The 15,812-nt window shown below is 70.6% G+C and carries 14 protein-coding genes; 4 read left to right on the top strand and 10 right to left on the bottom strand.

Annotation, left to right across the window (positions count from 1 at the left end):
* Positions 1 to 6 precede the first annotated feature (6 nt).
* The 3 genes from ACH34W_RS44585 to ACH34W_RS44575 all read right to left on the bottom strand — a co-directional run bounded on the left by ACH34W_RS44585 (position 7) and on the right by ACH34W_RS44575 (position 3,371).
* Positions 7 to 1,887 (bottom strand): endonuclease/exonuclease/phosphatase family protein, encoded by a 1,881-nt coding sequence (locus ACH34W_RS44585; RefSeq protein WP_395967292.1) that lies wholly within the window; start codon positions 1,885 to 1,887, stop codon positions 7 to 9.
* 98 nt (positions 1,888 to 1,985) lie between these two features.
* Positions 1,986 to 3,071, bottom strand: a complete 1,086-nt coding sequence (locus ACH34W_RS44580; protein WP_395967291.1) for a Zn-dependent alcohol dehydrogenase — start codon at positions 3,069 to 3,071, stop codon at positions 1,986 to 1,988.
* 105 nt (positions 3,072 to 3,176) lie between these two features.
* The gene (locus ACH34W_RS44575; protein ID WP_395967290.1) at positions 3,177 to 3,371 is read right to left on the bottom strand and encodes a ferredoxin; all 195 of its coding nucleotides are present in this window, start codon (positions 3,369 to 3,371) and stop codon (positions 3,177 to 3,179) included.
* A 387-nt stretch (positions 3,372 to 3,758) separates the two neighbouring features.
* Here ACH34W_RS44575 and ACH34W_RS44570 point away from each other — a divergent pair, with 387 nt between their 5' ends.
* Entirely contained in the window at positions 3,759 to 4,463 is a 705-nt protein-coding gene (locus tag ACH34W_RS44570) for a class I SAM-dependent methyltransferase (protein WP_395967289.1), read from the top strand.
* Between the two features lie 78 nt (positions 4,464 to 4,541).
* Here the strand turns inward: ACH34W_RS44570 and ACH34W_RS44565 are convergent, their stop codons facing one another.
* From ACH34W_RS44565 to ACH34W_RS44555, 3 genes are all read right to left on the bottom strand, one after another.
* Entirely contained in the window at positions 4,542 to 5,681 is a 1,140-nt protein-coding gene (locus ACH34W_RS44565; RefSeq protein WP_395967288.1) for a prenyltransferase, read from the bottom strand.
* Positions 5,671 to 6,429 (bottom strand): class I SAM-dependent methyltransferase, encoded by a 759-nt coding sequence (locus tag ACH34W_RS44560; RefSeq protein ID WP_395967420.1) that lies wholly within the window; start codon positions 6,427 to 6,429, stop codon positions 5,671 to 5,673. The genes ACH34W_RS44565 and ACH34W_RS44560 overlap by 11 nt, the downstream gene beginning before the upstream one ends.
* A 110-nt stretch (positions 6,430 to 6,539) precedes the next feature.
* On the bottom strand, positions 6,540 to 7,832 hold the full coding sequence (locus tag ACH34W_RS44555; RefSeq protein ID WP_395967287.1) for a glycosyltransferase family 4 protein: 1,293 nt from the start codon (positions 7,830 to 7,832) through the stop codon (positions 6,540 to 6,542).
* A 154-nt stretch (positions 7,833 to 7,986) separates the two neighbouring features.
* Between ACH34W_RS44555 and ACH34W_RS44550 the strand changes: the two genes are divergently transcribed.
* The 3 genes from ACH34W_RS44550 (at position 7,987) to ACH34W_RS44540 (ending at position 11,085) form a co-directional block, all read left to right on the top strand.
* Positions 7,987 to 8,454, top strand: a complete 468-nt coding sequence (locus tag ACH34W_RS44550; protein ID WP_395967286.1) for an SRPBCC family protein — start codon at positions 7,987 to 7,989, stop codon at positions 8,452 to 8,454.
* Positions 8,455 to 8,563: 109 nt separating this feature from the next.
* On the top strand, positions 8,564 to 9,655 hold the full coding sequence (locus tag ACH34W_RS44545) for a zinc-binding dehydrogenase (protein ID WP_395967285.1): 1,092 nt from the start codon (positions 8,564 to 8,566) through the stop codon (positions 9,653 to 9,655).
* A gap of 176 nt (positions 9,656 to 9,831) precedes the next feature.
* Positions 9,832 to 11,085 (top strand): cytochrome P450, encoded by a 1,254-nt coding sequence (locus ACH34W_RS44540; protein WP_395967284.1) that lies wholly within the window; start codon positions 9,832 to 9,834, stop codon positions 11,083 to 11,085.
* 86 nt (positions 11,086 to 11,171) lie between these two features.
* Here ACH34W_RS44540 and ACH34W_RS44535 read toward each other — a convergent pair whose 3' ends face one another.
* From ACH34W_RS44535 to ACH34W_RS44520, 4 genes are all read right to left on the bottom strand, one after another.
* The gene (locus ACH34W_RS44535; protein ID WP_395967283.1) at positions 11,172 to 12,407 is read right to left on the bottom strand and encodes a cytochrome P450; all 1,236 of its coding nucleotides are present in this window, start codon (positions 12,405 to 12,407) and stop codon (positions 11,172 to 11,174) included.
* Positions 12,408 to 12,479: 72 nt separating this feature from the next.
* Entirely contained in the window at positions 12,480 to 13,370 is an 891-nt protein-coding gene (locus tag ACH34W_RS44530) for an SDR family NAD(P)-dependent oxidoreductase (RefSeq protein WP_395967419.1), read from the bottom strand.
* A 215-nt stretch (positions 13,371 to 13,585) separates the two neighbouring features.
* Positions 13,586 to 14,581 (bottom strand): MBL fold metallo-hydrolase, encoded by a 996-nt coding sequence (locus ACH34W_RS44525; RefSeq protein ID WP_395967282.1) that lies wholly within the window; start codon positions 14,579 to 14,581, stop codon positions 13,586 to 13,588.
* Entirely contained in the window at positions 14,578 to 15,738 is a 1,161-nt protein-coding gene (locus tag ACH34W_RS44520; RefSeq protein ID WP_395967281.1) for a steroid 3-ketoacyl-CoA thiolase, read from the bottom strand. The genes ACH34W_RS44525 and ACH34W_RS44520 overlap by 4 nt, the downstream gene beginning before the upstream one ends.
* Between the last annotated feature and the right edge of the window lie 74 nt (positions 15,739 to 15,812).

Genomic DNA, 15,812 nt, shown 5'->3' with positions numbered 1-15,812 from the left:
AGACGGCTATTTGGCGGGCAGTTCGAGCCGTACGACGGCGGGGTCGTGGTCGCCCGCGCGGTCGGCGAACTCCGCGGCCCGGTGCACGATGTCGAACTCGTGCTTGCCTCGCCGGAGCGACGGGCTCAGCAGGATGTGGTCGAGTGCCTCCGCGTTGCCGCCGACGATCGCGGTGTAGCGCTCGTTCTGCGGCAGCCCGGCGGGCAGGTCGGTCAGCCCGGTGTCCTGGGTGAGGATCTTGGGCGGGGAGGCGAAGTCACGTTCGTTGAGGTTGCCCGCCACGATGACGCCAGCGTTCTTGTCGACCGCGCGCACCGACCTGACGAAGCGCGCCACGACGCGCGCCTGCGCCTCCCGCCGCCATTCGCTGGGCCGCATCGGCGGTTGCCGGCGGCCGAACAGCGGCTGGTCGTCGCTGACCAGAGCCGACCAGTGGTTGGCGATGACGATGAGGCGCCTGCCCTGCCAGGTCACCTCGGCGGCGAGCGGCTTGCGCGTCCCGCTCCACGCCGGGTCGGCGGGCACGATCCGGCCAGGGCTGAGCGACAGCCGGGCCCGGCCGTTCTCGGCGAGCACCCGGGTGGCGGTGGTGGTCAGGTCCGGGCCGTCCGCGGCGGCGGTCTCCGCACCATGCTCTGGCGCTGTGCTTTCCGGATCTGAGCTGAGCGCGGGCCGGTCCACGAACGCCAGCCCGCGGTCGGCGCGGAACAGGAACACGACGCGGTTGTTGCCGCCGGTCTCACCGCCGTCGGCGTTGTCGCGCGGCGAGATCGCGCGCCAGTCGTACGCGGGTCCGCCCGCGGCGCTGATCGCCGCGATGAGCTCGGCGAGGGTCTGGTCGGCGACCACGATGTCGTCGTCTTTGGTGCCGCTGTTGTCCTGGATCCCGGACACGGCGACGAGGTCGGGGGACCGGAGACCCTCGACGATGTCCGTCGCCAGCGCCGCGACCCGGGCTGGGGACGTGTCGGGGCTGAGGCCCTCCATCGACGCGGTGGCGACCGACAGTTCGCCGGGACGTGCCACGCGGGTGGTCTCGCGCGCGAGACCGCCGCTCTCGGCGCGCGGGGCGGCGGTGAGCAGCAGCTTGAAGTCGCCGTAGCCGTAGTCGAGCACGCCGTCGTTCGCGCCCGGCAGCCGGTCGCCGACGTTCATGGCGGGGAGGGCTGCGAGCGCGTCGCCGAGGATCACCCGTTCGGGATTGGTGTCGCCCGCCCGCAGCACGATGCCGCCGCGCTTGGTGCGCGGGCCCGCACCCTCGCCGCCGCCGGGCAGCACGGGCAGCTCCCCGTCGCCGGAGGGGCCGACCGCCACCGCGTTCTCAACGCGGACGCGCATGCCTTCGAGCGCCTCGTAGAAGTCGAGTGCGTCGCCGCGGGGGTCGAACGTGTCGGTGGCGCTCTTGATCACGCCGGGCGCCCTGCGTCCCTTCGGGCCGAGCAGCACCGGCGCTGGCAGCGTGCCGCCGCGCCCGTCCACCGTGGTCCGCGTGGCGTCGATCTCGGTGCGGCTGAGGTTGGCCGAGGACGAGCCGCCTGGGCGGAACTCGCTCACCTTGCCGTCGACCCGGACGGAGTCGCCGACCACGGCGGTGGGACGTGTGCGCGTGAAGACGAAGACGCCCTCCGACGTCGTCTCCTTGCCGTCGGGACGCGGGTCCTGCATCCAGAAGCCGTTGCCGGTCACCGCGGTGACGACCCCCGGCACCCCGGACACCTTCCGCCCGCTGATCGGAGACTCGTGACCGGTGCCCTGGACGTCCCGGATGCGCTGCCCCGCCGCCGTGGCTTGCCCGGCTAGGGCGGAGTGCGCGGGAAGGACGGCGAGCGGCAAGGCGAGCACCATTCCGGCGGTGAATGCCCGGAACGTCAGAGTCCCATTGAACACCGCAGCAGGATCCCATGCCGGGCGGTCGCCCGGCGCCACGCCCCCGGCCTATTTCGGCCGGACGCGGGGCACCGGACTGTCCATTCGAACAGCACGGCTCAGTCGAACAGTACGACCTGGCGGATCACGTCACCGCTGTTGAGCGCCTGCACGGCGTCGTTGAGGTCCTCGAAACGGATGCGGCGCGTGATGAGGCTGTCGATGTCGAGCTTGCCGGCGCGCCACAGGTCGACGAAGAGCGGGATGTCGCGCTTGAGGTCGCAGCCGCCGTACAACGACGCCTTGAGGCTCTTGCCCTCGAACAGCAGCGAGAACGCGCTCTGCTGCCAGTTGTCGTCGGCCGCGCCCGCGCCGACCACGATGACGTCGCCGCCGCGCCGGGTCGCCGCCCACGCCGTCTGGATCGCGGTCGCCTTGCCGACCACCTCGAAGACGTAGTCGAAGCCCTGCCCGGCGGTCAGCAGTCCCTTCGTATCGTCGAGGTTCTCCAGCGTCGCGGTGTGCGTGGCGCCGAACTGCTTGGCGATCGGGTGCTTGGCCACGTTCGGGTCGATCGCCAGGATGGTGGACGCTCCGGCGATCTTGGCGCCCTGGATGACCGACAGGCCCACCCCGCCGGCGCCCACGACGGCGACCTTGGACCCCGGCCGGACGCGCGCGGTGTTGATCACGGCGCCGACGCCGGTGGGGATGCCGCAGCCCAGCAGCGCCGCGTACTCGAACGGCACATCCTCGGCGATCTTGACGGCCCCCTGGAAGGGCACCACGACCTCCTCGGCCCAGGTGCCGCAGCCCGCCATGCCGAAGACCGGACCCGCCTCGTTCTGGAACCGGGGCTCGGTGAACGTCGCGCCGATGAACGTCATGCAGAGGAACGGCTCGCCGCGCAGGCACTCCGGGCACGTGCCGCAGTCCGGACTCCAGTTGATCACCACGTGGTCGCCCGGCTGGACGTTGGTGACGTGGTCGCCGACCTCGGTCACGACACCGGCGCCCTCATGGCCGATCACCACCGGGATCGGCATCGGCAGGACCCCGGTCATGACCGACAGGTCGGAATGGCAGACCCCGGTCGCCTTGATCTTCACCTTGACGTGGTCGGGACCCGGATCGACGGTGGTGACGTCGTCGCGCAGGTCGAGTTCCTTGTCGCCGACCGCATGCATGACCGCGGCGCGTGCCATGGCTGCCTCCTCATTGAGGGGTCGGACGCCGGCGCCGGCGGCGCGACGTCCTGAAGGGGTGGGGTGGGTTCGCGGGTGAGGACGAGCGGCCCGGCGGGAAGCCCGCTATTCGTCGAGCGTGAGCGCGGCCTTGGGGCAGGAGCGCACCGCGTGCCGTACGCGGTCGAGCTGATCCGCCGGTGGCTCCGGAAGGAGGATGGTGAGCTCGTCGTCGTCGTCGAGGTCGAAGACCTCCGGCGCCAGCCCCACGCAGACCGCGTTGGCCTCGCACACGAGCGGGTCGACTTGGACTCTCGGCATCGTCGTTGCCTCCGTTCAGTTTCCGGCGAGCTTTCGGTGGTCCGGTGCTCCGGTGGTCCGTGGGTCCCACGATGCGACGCGAACAGGTTCTACGAGAAAGGCAGGGCGTGCCGGACCACCTCGGTGCCAACATACCGAACCCGGTTCGGCTGGGTCACCACCGGTTTGCGCTGGCTGCCCACCGGAGCGGTCATCTCGTCCCCGGCCGGCGTCATCCGCCTGCGCTCGCTCATCGAAAAAGTAGAACACGTTCCAGTATGCTCCGGCAAGGCTCACCTCGCACCCGAGTGATCTAGATGACACGGGCAGGTGAGCGTGCGCGGAACCCGGAGGGGGGACGCGTGCATAGACGGCAAGTCCGGATAAAGTGCGCGGCGGAGGCGATCAATGACCGAGACCATGGCGTCCACCCCCGCGGGGACGACCATTCCCCCCATGCCCGCTGATCTGCTGCGGTACGCGAAGTCCGCCAAGGGCTTCATGCCGCTGACCGAGGGCCAGGCCCTGTACGAGACGGCCGTGGACTACGGGTCGCGCCTGGGTGAGGCAGGCACATTCCTCGAGATCGGCACCTACTGCGGCAAATCGGCGATCTATCTCGGGGCGGCGGCCCGCCACACCGGCGCGACCGTCGTCACCGTCGACCACCACCACGGCTCCGAGGAGAACCAGTCGGGCTGGGAGCACCACGACCCGTCCCTGGTCGACCCCTGCACGGGCCGGATGGACACGCTCCCCACCTTCCGGAAGAACATCGGCGCCGCGGGCCTGGAGGACGTCGTCGTCGCCATCGTGGGCCAGTCACGCACCGTGGCCCGCTTCTGGCGGACGCCCCTCGCCCTGCTCTTCATCGACGGCGGCCACGCCGAGGAGCACGCCCAGGCCGACTACCGGGGCTGGACGCCCTGGGTGGCGGTCGGCGGCGCGCTCGTGATCCACGACGTGTTCCCCGACCCCGCCGACGGCGGGCAGGCGCCGTACCACCTCTACCTGCGCGCCCTGGCGTGCGGCGCGTTCGAGGAACGCCGGGTGGAGGGCTCGCTGCGAGTGCTGGAACGGGTCAACGACCACGACCCACTGGCCCGGGCCTGACCGGGTCCCGTCGGCCGCGCCGAGCGCCGTTGCCCGGTGCGGTCTGAAGACGGGTGCGGTCTCAGAGGCGGGTGCGGCCTATAGACGGGTGCGGATGGGATTGGCCACGCTCACCAGGGCGCAGCCGCAGGCGACCGGGTCGGAGGCCTCGGACGGGCCGAGTGGGCGCCCGGCGATCTCCTTGAAGAGGTGCGCGCCGGGGGAGGCGCCCTCCAGCGCGTCGGCGGCCAGGATGACGGCCGCGGCGGTGTAGGTGGAGCGGTCGCCCGGGAAGTGCCGCTCGTTCTCGAACTGCCAGCCGGTCCAGTACGAGCCGTCGTCGTGGCGCAGGTGCTGGATCGTGCGGAAGAGCTCCAGCGCGCGGTCACGGTCGCCGGCGGCGTCCAGGGCCATCACCAGCTCGCAGCTCTCGGCGGCGGTGACCCAGGGCTGGTCGCTGACGCAACGGCAACCCAGCCCCTCGACCACGAACGTGTCCCATTCGGCGGCCAGCCGGCGGGCGGCGGCCTCGCCGCGGACGGGCCCGGCGAGGACCGGGTAGTACCAGTCCATCGACCAGCGGCTCTTGTCGGCGAAGGCCTCCGGGTGGGCGGCCACCACGTGGCCCAACTGGTCGGCCGCCAGCTCCCAGTCCGGCTGTGGCTCGCCCAGGTGCTCGGCCAGCGCGACGGCACAGCGCAACGACTGGTAGATGGACGAGCAGCCGGTGAGGAGCGCGTGGTCGGCGTCCTCGCCGTTCTCGTGCCGGATCCAGAGGATCTCGCCGCGCCGCGTCTGGAGGCTGAGCACGTAGTCGACGGCGCGGCGGACGGCCGGCCACATCGCGCGGGCGAACGCCTCGTCGCCGGTCATCAGCAGCTCGTGCCACACGCCCACCGCGATGTACGCGGCGTGGTTGGACTCGCCGCCGGGCTCGGTCACCTCGCCGAGGATCCACTTGGCGGGCCACGAGCCGTCCGGGCGCTGGACGGAGCGCAGCCACTCATAGGCGCGGCGGGCCGGGGCGTTCAGCCCGGCGATGGTGAGCGCCATGGCCGCCTCGACGTGGTTCCAGGCGTCGACGTGGCCGGGCACGCCCTCGACCGGCGCGAACCACGGGATGGCCCCGGATTCCTCCTGCTGCACCACGATGCTCTGCGCTGTGGCCATGACGTCGTCCGAGGTCACCACACCCGGGACCGCCGGCGGCCGGGAGCGTACCGGGCCGTCAGACCGCATCGGCCGTCTCCCGCTCGCCTACCGGCTTGCCGGGTTTGGCGGGCTTGGTGAAGTAGACGACCACGCTCTTGCCGATGACCGGGTTCATCACGCGCTCGGCCAGCCGGGTGGCGAGCGGGCGCTTCATGATGTCCCAGACGAGGATCTGGTGGTAGGCCTTGGCGAGCGGGTGGCCGTCGTTGTTCACGCCGACCGCGCACTTGATCCACCAGTACGGGGCGTGCAGCCCGTGCGCGTGGTGGTGACCGTTCACCTGGAAGCCGGTCGCCTTGAGCTTGGCCTCCAGCTCGGCGCGGGTGTAGATGCGCACGTGGCCGCCCGGAGCGGTGTGGTAGTCCTCCGACAGCGCCCAGCAGACCCGTTCGGGCAGCCAGGACGGCACGGTCACGGCCAGCCGCCCGCCGGGCTTGAGCACCCGCAGCAGCTCGGTCATGGCCTTCATGTCGTCGGGGATGTGCTCGAGCACCTCGGAGGCGATGATCTTGTCGAAGTGGCCGTCGGGGAACGGCAGGTCGAGCGCGTCGCCCTGGACCGTCTCGGCGGCCGCGGCCTCGGGGACCTCGCCCTCCAGGCGCATGGCCCCGAACATCGTCTCCACGCCGGCCAGCTCGTCGGGGTCCAGGTCGAAGGCCACGACGTTCGCACCCCGCCGGTACAGCTCGAAGGCATGCCGTCCGGCACCGCACCCCATGTCGAGGACGCGCTCACCGGGGGTGACGCGGAACCGCTGGAAATCCACGGTCAGCAGGGTCGTGCTCCTTCCGTACGGGAGACCGTCGCGCCGGACGCCTCCGCAGTGGTCTGTTTCGCAGTGGCCTGTTTCGCTGCCACCGTCTTCCGGACCACCCAGCCCCGGGCCTACGGCCTTGCGGCGCGCCGCAGGTACTGGTGCTGGGTGATCGCGGCACGGTAGTGCTTCACCGTGGCCTGCGCGACGGCAGGCCAGGCGTACCGTTCCTGCACCCTGGCCAGACCCGCCGCACCGAGCCGGGCCCGCTCCTCGGAGGAGTCGTGCAGGCGGCGCAGCGTGGCGGCCAGCTCTTCGACGTCGCCGGGCTTGACGAGCACCGCCCCGTCGCCGACCACCTCGGGCAGCGCGCCCGCGCGGCTGGCGACCAGCGGTGTGCCCGAGGCCATGTGCTCGACGGCCGGCAGCGAGAACCCCTCGTAGCGGGACGGCACGACGGCGATCTCGGCGGAGGCCATGAGCTCGCCCAGCTCGTCGTCGCTGATGCCGTTGACGAACCGCACCCGCTCGCCGAGGGCCAGCTCGCGGATGAGGCGCGCGGTGGGCCCGTCCTTCTGGGGGCGGCTCACCACGATCACGTGGACGTCGCGTTCGGTGGCGACCTTGGCGACGGCGCGCAGCAGCACGTCCACACCCTTGATGGGCGCGTCGGCGCTGGCCATCGCCACGATGCGGCCGGGGACCCGCTCAGCGTGGGTGCCGCGCGGGTGGAAGATCTGGGTATCGACGCCCAGCGGCAGGATGTCGATGTCCCGCGGATCGACCTTGAAGTCCTTGACGATGTCGACCTTGGAGGACGAGGAGACCGTGAGCACCGGGCCGATCCGCCGCGCGACCTGGGACTGCATGGTCACGAAGCCGTACCAGCGGCGCTTGCCGAGGCGCTGCTTGATGCCCTCGGCGGCCTCCAGCTCGATCCGCCGGTCGACGCTGATGGGATGGTGGATGCTCGTCACCAGCGGCAGGCCGAGGCGGGCGATGCCCAGGTTGCCGAGGCCCAGCACCTGGTTGTCGTGCGCCACGTCGAAGTCGCGGCGGCGGCGCCGGAGCTCGCGGAGCACCCGGATGGAGAACGTCAGCGGCTCGGGGAAGCCGCCGGTCTTCATGTGGGCGAACTCCAGCACGTCGATCCAGTCGCGGAACTCGCGCAGCCCGGGGGTCCGGAAGGGGTCCTCGTCGCGGTACAGGTCCAGGCTCGGGATCTTGGTGAGGGGGATCTCGTCCCGGTCGAGCTCCGGATAGGGCTGCCCGGAGAGCACCTCGACCGTGTGCCCGAGGTCGACCAGTTCGCGGCTCAGATGCCGCAGGTAGACCCCCTGGCCGCCACAGTGCGGTTTGCTCCGGTAGGAGAGCAGAGCGATCCGCAAGCGATCACGGTGTGCGTCGTCCTCGGACCTGCTCACGAACCACCTCTTCAGGACCCGGTGCTAGGCCCGTCGATGTTACCGGACGGTTGGAATGCGGAGATGGCCGCCCTTGTCCCACTGTCCATACCGGCGAGATTCTGCTAGAACATGTTACATTCCGCTGCCGAGCAAGCGCTTGGGAGGAGCCTCCGTGCCCGAGCCCGACGTCAGCTGTGCGATCGAGATCGCCGCACCGCCCGACTCCGTCTACGCCATCGTCAGCGACCTTCCGCGTCTCCCGGCGTGGGCCGTCGAGACCACGAAGGTCCGCTGGGCCAAGGGCGCGACCGGGCCCGAACCGGGGGTGCGGTTCTTCGGCAGCAACCGCAACGGGTTCTTCCGCTGGGTCACCGTCGGCGAGATCGAGGTCGCCGAGCCCGGTCGCCGTCTCACCTGGCGCGTGCTCGGCGGGGCCCGCTGGGAGTACCGGATCGAGCCCACCCCGGACGGCTGCCGGGTCACCGAGAACTGGTGGGACCTGCGGGGCTTCCTCTTCAAGCGGATCCTCGGGCCGGTCTTCTCCGGCGTCGGCGACCGCGCCGGCCACAACCGCGCGAACATGACCCGCACGCTCGAACAGCTGAAGAACGCCGCCGAGAACGCCCCCGTCACGGGATGAACGGAGTCCTGCGGTGTCCGACCACCACGTGTTCCGACCACCGCCGGGCATCCGACCACCACGTGTTCCGAACAAACGGGTTTGATTCGAGAGAGCGAGAAACACTCTGATGCGAGGCGCAGTACTGCACACCGCCGGCGACGACGCCAAGCTCGACCTGCGCGACGACCTGTCGCTCGCCGGGCCGGACGCGGGTGAGGTCCGGATCCGGATCCGGGCCGCCGGCGTCTGCCATTCCGACGTGTCGGCGATAGCGGGCATCCTGCCGACGTCCGTGCCCGCCGTGCTCGGGCATGAGGCGGCGGGCGAGGTCGTCGAGGTCGGGGAGGGCGTGACCACGGTCGTGCCCGGCGACCATGTCATCATCAGCTTCGTCCCGGCCTGCCGGCACTGCCCGGACTGCCTGGGCGGCCAGCCCTACCTGTGCATGTCCGGTATCGGCGACGCGTTCGCCAAGGCGCCGTTCCGGTATGGCGAGACCGACGTCTTCCGGATGGCGGGCTGCGGTGCGTGGGCCGACGAGACGGTGGTGCCCGCGACCGCCGCCATCAAGGTCGACCCGGACGTGCCGTTCGACCTCGCCGCCATGATGAGCTGCGGCATCACCACCGGGGTGGGCGCGGCGCTCAACACCGCGAAGGTGGAGCCCGGCTCCAGCGTCGTGGTGATCGGCGCGGGCGGCGTCGGCCTGTCGGTCGTCCAGGGAGCGAAGATCGCCGGAGCCGCCACCATCGTCGCGGTCGATCCGCTGGAGGCCAAGCACGAGACCGCTGTGCGCTTCGGCGCCACGCACGTGACGACGCCCGACGGGCTCGCCGCGCTCCAGGCCGAGCTGACCGCGGGCCGCGGCTTCGACTACGCCTTCGAGGCGGTCGGCCGCTCCTCGACGCTGACCGCGGCCTGGGACGCGACCCGGCGTGGCGGCGACGTGGTGCTGGTCGGCGCCGGCGCGGTCGACGACCAGTGGCAGGTCGACATGTTCTCGCTGCTCTTCCTCGGCAAGAACGTGCTCAGCTCGATGTACGGGACGGCCGACATCGAACGCGACACCCGCCGCTGGACCGACCTGTGGCGCCGCGGCCGTCTCGACCTGGACGGTGTCATCTCCGACCGGATCCGCTTCGAGGACCTCAACGACGCGGTCGACGCGCTCCGCGCCGGCACGGCCCTGCGCCAGGTCGTGATGTTCGACGAGGGGTGAGAACGGCGCGTGAGAACGGGTGCGGTGACGGGCCGGGCCTGGGGAAACGGAGCGGGACCCCTTGATGAGACTGGAGTCTCATGCTAGAACCCGTTCTAGGTAAAGAGCCGAGCAAGCGATCGGTGGGGCAGTGACGCGGTGAGCACACCTGCCCCGCCGTTCCGAGAGGAGCTCGCATGGCCCCCCAGTACGGCCGGTCCGGTCCGTCCCGCCCGCCGATCGACATCATCGACCCCGACCTCTACGAGCGCGGAGGCATCCCGCACAACCAGTTCACGTGGCTGCGGGACAACGATCCGGTGCACTGGCACGCCGACCCGAACGAGAGCGTGCCGGGATTCTGGGCGATCACCCGGCACTCGGACGTGGTGGAGGTGTCGCGGCGCGCGGACCTGTTCTCGTCGGCCGAACGGGGCGCCATGTTCGCCGAGAACGAGCCCGAGGATCTCGAGCTCTACCGGCTGATGATCCTCTACATGGATCCGCCGGACCACACCCAGCGCCGGAGCATGGTCAACAAGGGCTTCACGCCCCGCATGATCAATCAGTTGGAGGACCATGTCCGCGACATCGCCCACCAGCTGATCGACGCGGTGGCGGCCAAGGGCGAGGCTGACTTCGTCAAGGACATCTCCGCGCCGCTGCCCGCGTACGTCATCTGCGAGCTGCTCGGCGCGCCCGTCGAGGACCGCGACCGCATCTACCACTGGTCCAACCAGATGATCGGCTTCGACGATCCCGAGTTCTCCGGCTCGCGCGAGATAGGCAAGCAGACGGCCGCCGAGATCTTCGCGTACGCGGGCGAGCTGGCGGCGCTGCGCCGGGCCGAGCCGCGCGACGACATCGCGACCAAGCTGCTGCAGGCGGACGCCTCCGGGCACGCCCTCACCGACGAGGAGTTCCAGCTCTTCGTGCTGATCCTGGTCATCGCCGGGAACGAGACGACCCGGAACGCGTCGTCGGGCGGCATGCACGCGCTCTTCCAGCACCCCGAGCAGTGGCGGCGGCTGCTGGACGACCGCGCGCTGCTCCGGACCGCGCCGGACGAGATCGTCCGCTGGGCCACCCCGGTCAACCAGTTCCGGCGCACCGCGATGGCGGACACCGTGCTGGGCGGCAAGCACATCAAGAAGGGTGACAAGGTCGTCGTCTTCTACGGCTCGGCCAACCGCGACGAACGGGCGATCGACGACCCGTTCACCTTCGACATCGGCCGCGATCCCAACCCGCACATCGGGTTCGGCGGGGGAGGCCCCCACTTCTGCCTCGGCACCCACCTGGCCCGCCTGGAGCTGAGCGTGCTCTTCGAGGCGCTCCTGGACCGGATGCCCGACATCCGCCTCGCCGCGGAGCCGCGGCGTCTCCGCTCCAACTTCCTCAACGGCATCAAGGAGATGCGGGTGGAGTTCACACCCAGCGCTCCACGCTGATGCCGTGTTGATTCAGTGAGAGTCAGTGAGAGAAGGAGGGGCGGGCTCACCGCCCCTCCTTTTGTCTTGCTCCTTTGCCTTTGCTCCTAGCTGCGCTCGCCTTGCGGCGCGGACGGCGTGAAGCGGACCTGCAACTCCTTGACGCCGTTCACGAAGTTGGAACGCAGGCGGCGGGGCTCACCGGCCGGCGCGATGTCGGGCATGCGGTCGAGGATGGCCTCGAAGAGCACGCTCAGCTCCAGCCGGGCGAGGTGCGTGCCGAGGCAGAAGTGTGCGCCGCCGCCACCGAAGCCCACATGCGGGTTGGGGTTGCGGCCGATGTCGAACGTGAACGGGTCCTCGATCACGCGGTCGTCGCGGTTGGCGGAGCCGTAGAAGATGACGACCTTGTCGCCCTTCTTGATCTGTTTGCCGCCCAGCTCGGTGTCGGCGGTGGCGGTGCGGCGGAACTGGTTGATGGGGCTGGTCCAGCGCACGATCTCGTCGGGGGCGGTCCGGAGGAGCGACCGGTCGGCCTTGAGCCGCTCCCACTGCTCCGGGTGGTCGAAGAAGGCGAGCATGCCGCCCACCGAGCCGTTCCGGGTGGTCTCGTGGCCCGCGATGATCAGCATCAGCAGGAAGAGCTGGAACTCCTCGATGCTGAGCCGCTCGCCGGTCTCGTCCGGCTGCAGCAGGGTGGTGGCGATGTCGTCGCGCGGCTCGGCGAGGCGCGCCTCGGCCAGCTTGCCGGCGTAGTCCATGAGCTCGCCCGCGAAGGCCTTGGCCTTCTCCTTCGCCCCGGCGAGTTCGGGGTCGGCGAACCCGATGATGTAGTTGGACCAGTCGCAGATCTTCTGCCGATCGTCCACCGAGGCGCCCAGCATCTCGCAGATGACGTACGCGGGGAGGTGCGCGGCGATGTCCTCGACGAAGTCGGCCTCGCCCTTCGCCACCACTTCGTCGATCAGCTCGTTGCAGATGTCGCGGATATGGCCCTCGAGCTGCTTGATCATCCGGGGGGTGAAGCCGCGGTTGACCTTGGACCGGTTCCGGGTGTGGTCAGGCGGGTCCTGGAACAACATCATCATGCCGTAGAGCAGGACCTCGTCATCGGTGAACTCCTCGTACATCGAGGTGCGCACATGGCTGGAGAACAGCTGGGAGTTCCGGGAGACCGTGACCACGTCCTCGTGGCGGGTGACCGCCCAGAAGCCGGGCACGCCGTCGTTCAGGTCGCGGTGCCAGTGGACCGGGTCGTTGTCCCGCAGCCAGGTGAACTGCTCGTGCGGGATGCCGCCCTGCTCGTAGATGCTCGGGTCGATGATGTCGATCTCAAGGGCCATGAGAGATCCATCCAAGGGTGGGAAGGGGGACGGGCGAGGGTCAGACGGGGCGAGGGTCATACAGGGCGGGGGTCAGTCGAACGTGAGGGCCGCGGCGGCGCTGAAGCCCGCCGAGCCGGTCGAGATCTTCGGGCCGAGCGCCTCGGCCAGCGCGGCGGCGGTCCACACGCCGTCGGTGGTCACCTGGTGCGCCACCGAGGGCGGTGCCATGACCGCGACCCGGCCGCCGTACGCGACGAACACCTGGCCGGTGACCTGCTCGGCGGCGGGTGAGGCCAGGTAGGCGACCAGCGGCGCCACATGGTCGACCGAGAGCGGGTCGGGTCCGTCCGCGGGCGGCGGGCCGAACACGTTCGCGGTCATGTCCGTGCGAGCGCGCGGGCAGATGGCGTTGGCGCGCACCCCGTACCGGCCGCAGGCCTGTGCCGTGGAGAGCGTCAGCGCGGCGATGCCGCCCTTGGCGGCGGCATAGTTCGGCTGGCCGGGAGCTCCCAGCAGGAACGCCTCAGAGGCGGTGTTGATGACGCGGGCGTAGACCGGCCCACCCGTCTCCTTGGATCTGCTTCGCCAGTACGCGGCGGCGTGCTGCGACGTGACGAAGTGCCCCTTGAGGTGAACGCGGACGACCGCGTCCCACTCCTCTTCGGACATGTTGAAGAGCATCCGGTCGCGCGTGAAACCGGCGTTGTTGACGACGATGTCCAGCGAGCCGTATTCGGTGAGCGCGGTCTTGAGCAGTCCCTCGCCCGTGGCCCAGTCGGCGATGTCGCCGGGATGCGCGACGGCCTCACCGCCCGTGGCGCCGATCTCCGCGGCGACGGCCTGGACGGCGTCGGCGTGCAGATCGTTCAGCACCACGCGGGCCCCGGCCGCGGCCAGCGCGAGGGCCTCGGCCCGCCCGAGCCCGGCGCCGGCACCGGTGACGATCGCCACCCGCCCCGCCAGGCTCACCTCTTCATCGATCACTGGCCTCTCCTCTGCGGGACGGCACGTCGCGCCTCGTGCCGCCGGATAACCGGTGGTCAGATCATGAATTGAGCGCTTGCTTGGTCAATCTCGTATAGAACGAGTTCTAACATGAGACTCCAGTCTCATCAAGGGTCTAGACGTGAGAGTGAGATGCGTCGCAGTACGACGGCGCGGGGTTTGCCGCGGTCCGTTCCGGCCTCGGCCGAGGCTCAGTTGAGAACGAAGCGGATGGGATCCCCGGCGCCGTCGCGGCGGGCCACGCCCCGGCGTTCCAGGACGCGCAGGTGTGCCGCCGCTTCGCCCGCGGCCATCTGGCGGGCGGTGATGTTCATCGCGTCCCAGCCATGGCGCCAGTGCATGCCCGAGGCGAGCTGCCAGAGCGTGGCGGGCTCGCGGGAGAGCAGCTCGGTGACCTCGGTGAGCCGGTCCTCGTGGTGCCCGATGATGGCGTGCGCGCGTTCGGCGAGGCCGTGGAAACGGTGCTGGTGGGCGGGCAGCACCTCGCCCGCCGTGAGACCGGCGACCCGGCCGAGCGAGCCGAGGAAGTCGCCCAGCGGATCCACGTCCGGCAGGTCGTACGGGTAGAGCCCGATGTGCGGGGTGATCCGCGGCAGGACGTGGTCGCCGGTGAAGATGCGGTCGCCGTCCTCCAGATGCAGGCAGATGTGGCCGGGCGAATGCCCCGGCGTCCACACCACCCGCAGCCTGCGCCCCGGCAGGTCCACCAGCTCGCCGTCCGCCAGCTCACGGTCCGGCTGGGCGGGCGGGTCGATGTGCTCGCGCGCCGAATGGGAGGCGAGCTCGTCCTCCTCGGCCCCGGCGCGGGCGAGCGTCCCGCGGACCCAGGTACGTTCGGCGTCCTGCTCGACCATGCCGCGGAAGAGCCGGATGACCTCGGCGTCGGCCTGGTGCATGGCGATCCACGCGCCGGACGCCTCGCGCACACGGCCCGCGAGCCCGGCGTGATCGGGGTGGTAGTGCGTGACCACCACCCCGGACACGTCCGCCACGTTCATGCCGAACGAGGCGAGGCCGTCGCGCAGCGCCGACCAGGCGTCCTCGTGCTCCCAGCCCGCGTCCACCAGCACCGGCCCGCGCGGGCCTTCCAGCGCGTAGACCAGCGTGTACGCGAGCGGGTTTCCGGGGATCGGGACCGGAACGCTCCAGATCCCCCCGCCGAGATCCTCCGGCTTGGGATAGCTCACGCGCGTTCGAGAATGGTGGCAGTGGAGAGGGCGCCGCCGCAGCACATGGTGACGAGCGCGGTGCCGGCGTCGCGGCGTTCGAGCTCGTGCAGGGCCGTGGTGATCAGGCGGGCGCCGGTGGCGCCGACGGGGTGGCCGAGCGCGATGGCGCCGCCGTTGACGTTCACCCGGTCCATGTCCGGCTTGTGGATGGACGCCCAGGAGAGGACGACGGACGCGAACGCCTCGTTGATCTCGGTGATGTCGATGTCGTTCATGGTCATCCCGGCCCGGGCCAGCACGCGTTCGGTGGACTGGATCGGGCCGTCCAGGTGGTAGTACGGCTCGGAGCCGACGAGGGCCTGGGCGCGGATGCGGGCGCGGGGGCGCAGGCCGAGCTCGGCGGCCTTCTCCTCGGACATCACGAGTACGGCTGCCGCGCCGTCGGAGATCTGCGACGAGGTGCCCGCCGTGTGCAGGCCGTTCTCGCCCATCACGGCCTTGAGCTTGGCGAGGCCCTCCGTGGTGGTCTCGCGCAGGCCCTGGTCGCGGGTGACGGTCCGGGTCTCGCCGGTGGGCGTGCCCTCCGCGTCCAGCACGGGTGCGTCGATGGGGGCGATCTCGCGTTCGAAGCGGCCGTCGGCCCAGGCCTTGGCGGCCAGCTGCTGGGACCGGGCGCCGAACGCGTCGAGGTCGTCCCGGGTGAGGCCGCGGCGCTGCGCGATCCGTTCGGCGGCCTCGAACTGGTTGGGCATGTCGATCGACCAGTCGTCCGGCCGGGGCTTGGCGGGGAGAACGTTGCTGCCCAGCGGCGACCGGCTCATCACCTCGACGCCGCAGCCGATCGCGACGTCCACCGCGCCGGCGGCGATCTGGGCCGCAGCCAGGTGCACGGCCTGCTGGGCGGAGCCGCACTGGGCGTCGATGGTGGTGACTCCGGTCTGCCAGGGGAGACCCGCGTACAGCCACGCGTACCGCCCGACATGGCCGCCCTGTTCACCCGCCTGCGTGACGCACCCGGCGAAAACCTGTTCCACTTCGGCGGGGTCGGTGCCGGCACGGTCCAGCAGGGAGCTCATCGCGTGCGCGAGGACGGCCTGCGCCTTGAGTCCCGCCAGCCAGCCATTTCGTTTGCCGAGGGGAGTGCGTACCGCCTCGACGATCACCGGGGTGCCCATGCGGTCTCCTTCTAGAACGTGATTCACTCGCAACTATAACGAGTTCTAGTTTTGTGGAGAAGCCTTGGGCTGTG

It is taken from the genome of Actinomadura sp. 6N118 (assembly GCF_044326415.1).
Classification (GTDB): Bacteria; Actinomycetota; Actinomycetes; order Streptosporangiales; family Streptosporangiaceae; genus Spirillospora.
Note: the sequence above shows the minus strand (reverse complement) of the source record. Positions and strands in the feature narration are given on the sequence as shown.

Bases quoted from the DNA above. Each gene is read 5' to 3' on its own strand.
- ACH34W_RS44580 (WP_395967291.1), bottom strand. From the start codon at position 3,071: ATGGCACGCGCCGCGGTCATGCATGCGGTCGGCGACAAGGAACTCGAC.
- ACH34W_RS44575 (WP_395967290.1), bottom strand. From the start codon at position 3,371: ATGCCGAGAGTCCAAGTCGACCCGCTCGTGTGCGAGGCCAACGCGGTC.
- ACH34W_RS44570 (WP_395967289.1), top strand. From the start codon at position 3,759: ATGACCGAGACCATGGCGTCCACCCCCGCGGGGACGACCATTCCCCCC.
- ACH34W_RS44565 (WP_395967288.1), bottom strand. From the start codon at position 5,681: ATGCGGTCTGACGGCCCGGTACGCTCCCGGCCGCCGGCGGTCCCGGGT.
- ACH34W_RS44545 (WP_395967285.1), top strand. From the start codon at position 8,564: ATGCGAGGCGCAGTACTGCACACCGCCGGCGACGACGCCAAGCTCGAC.
- ACH34W_RS44540 (WP_395967284.1), top strand. From the start codon at position 9,832: ATGGCCCCCCAGTACGGCCGGTCCGGTCCGTCCCGCCCGCCGATCGAC.
- ACH34W_RS44535 (WP_395967283.1), bottom strand. From the start codon at position 12,407: ATGGCCCTTGAGATCGACATCATCGACCCGAGCATCTACGAGCAGGGC.
- ACH34W_RS44520 (WP_395967281.1), bottom strand. From the start codon at position 15,738: ATGGGCACCCCGGTGATCGTCGAGGCGGTACGCACTCCCCTCGGCAAA.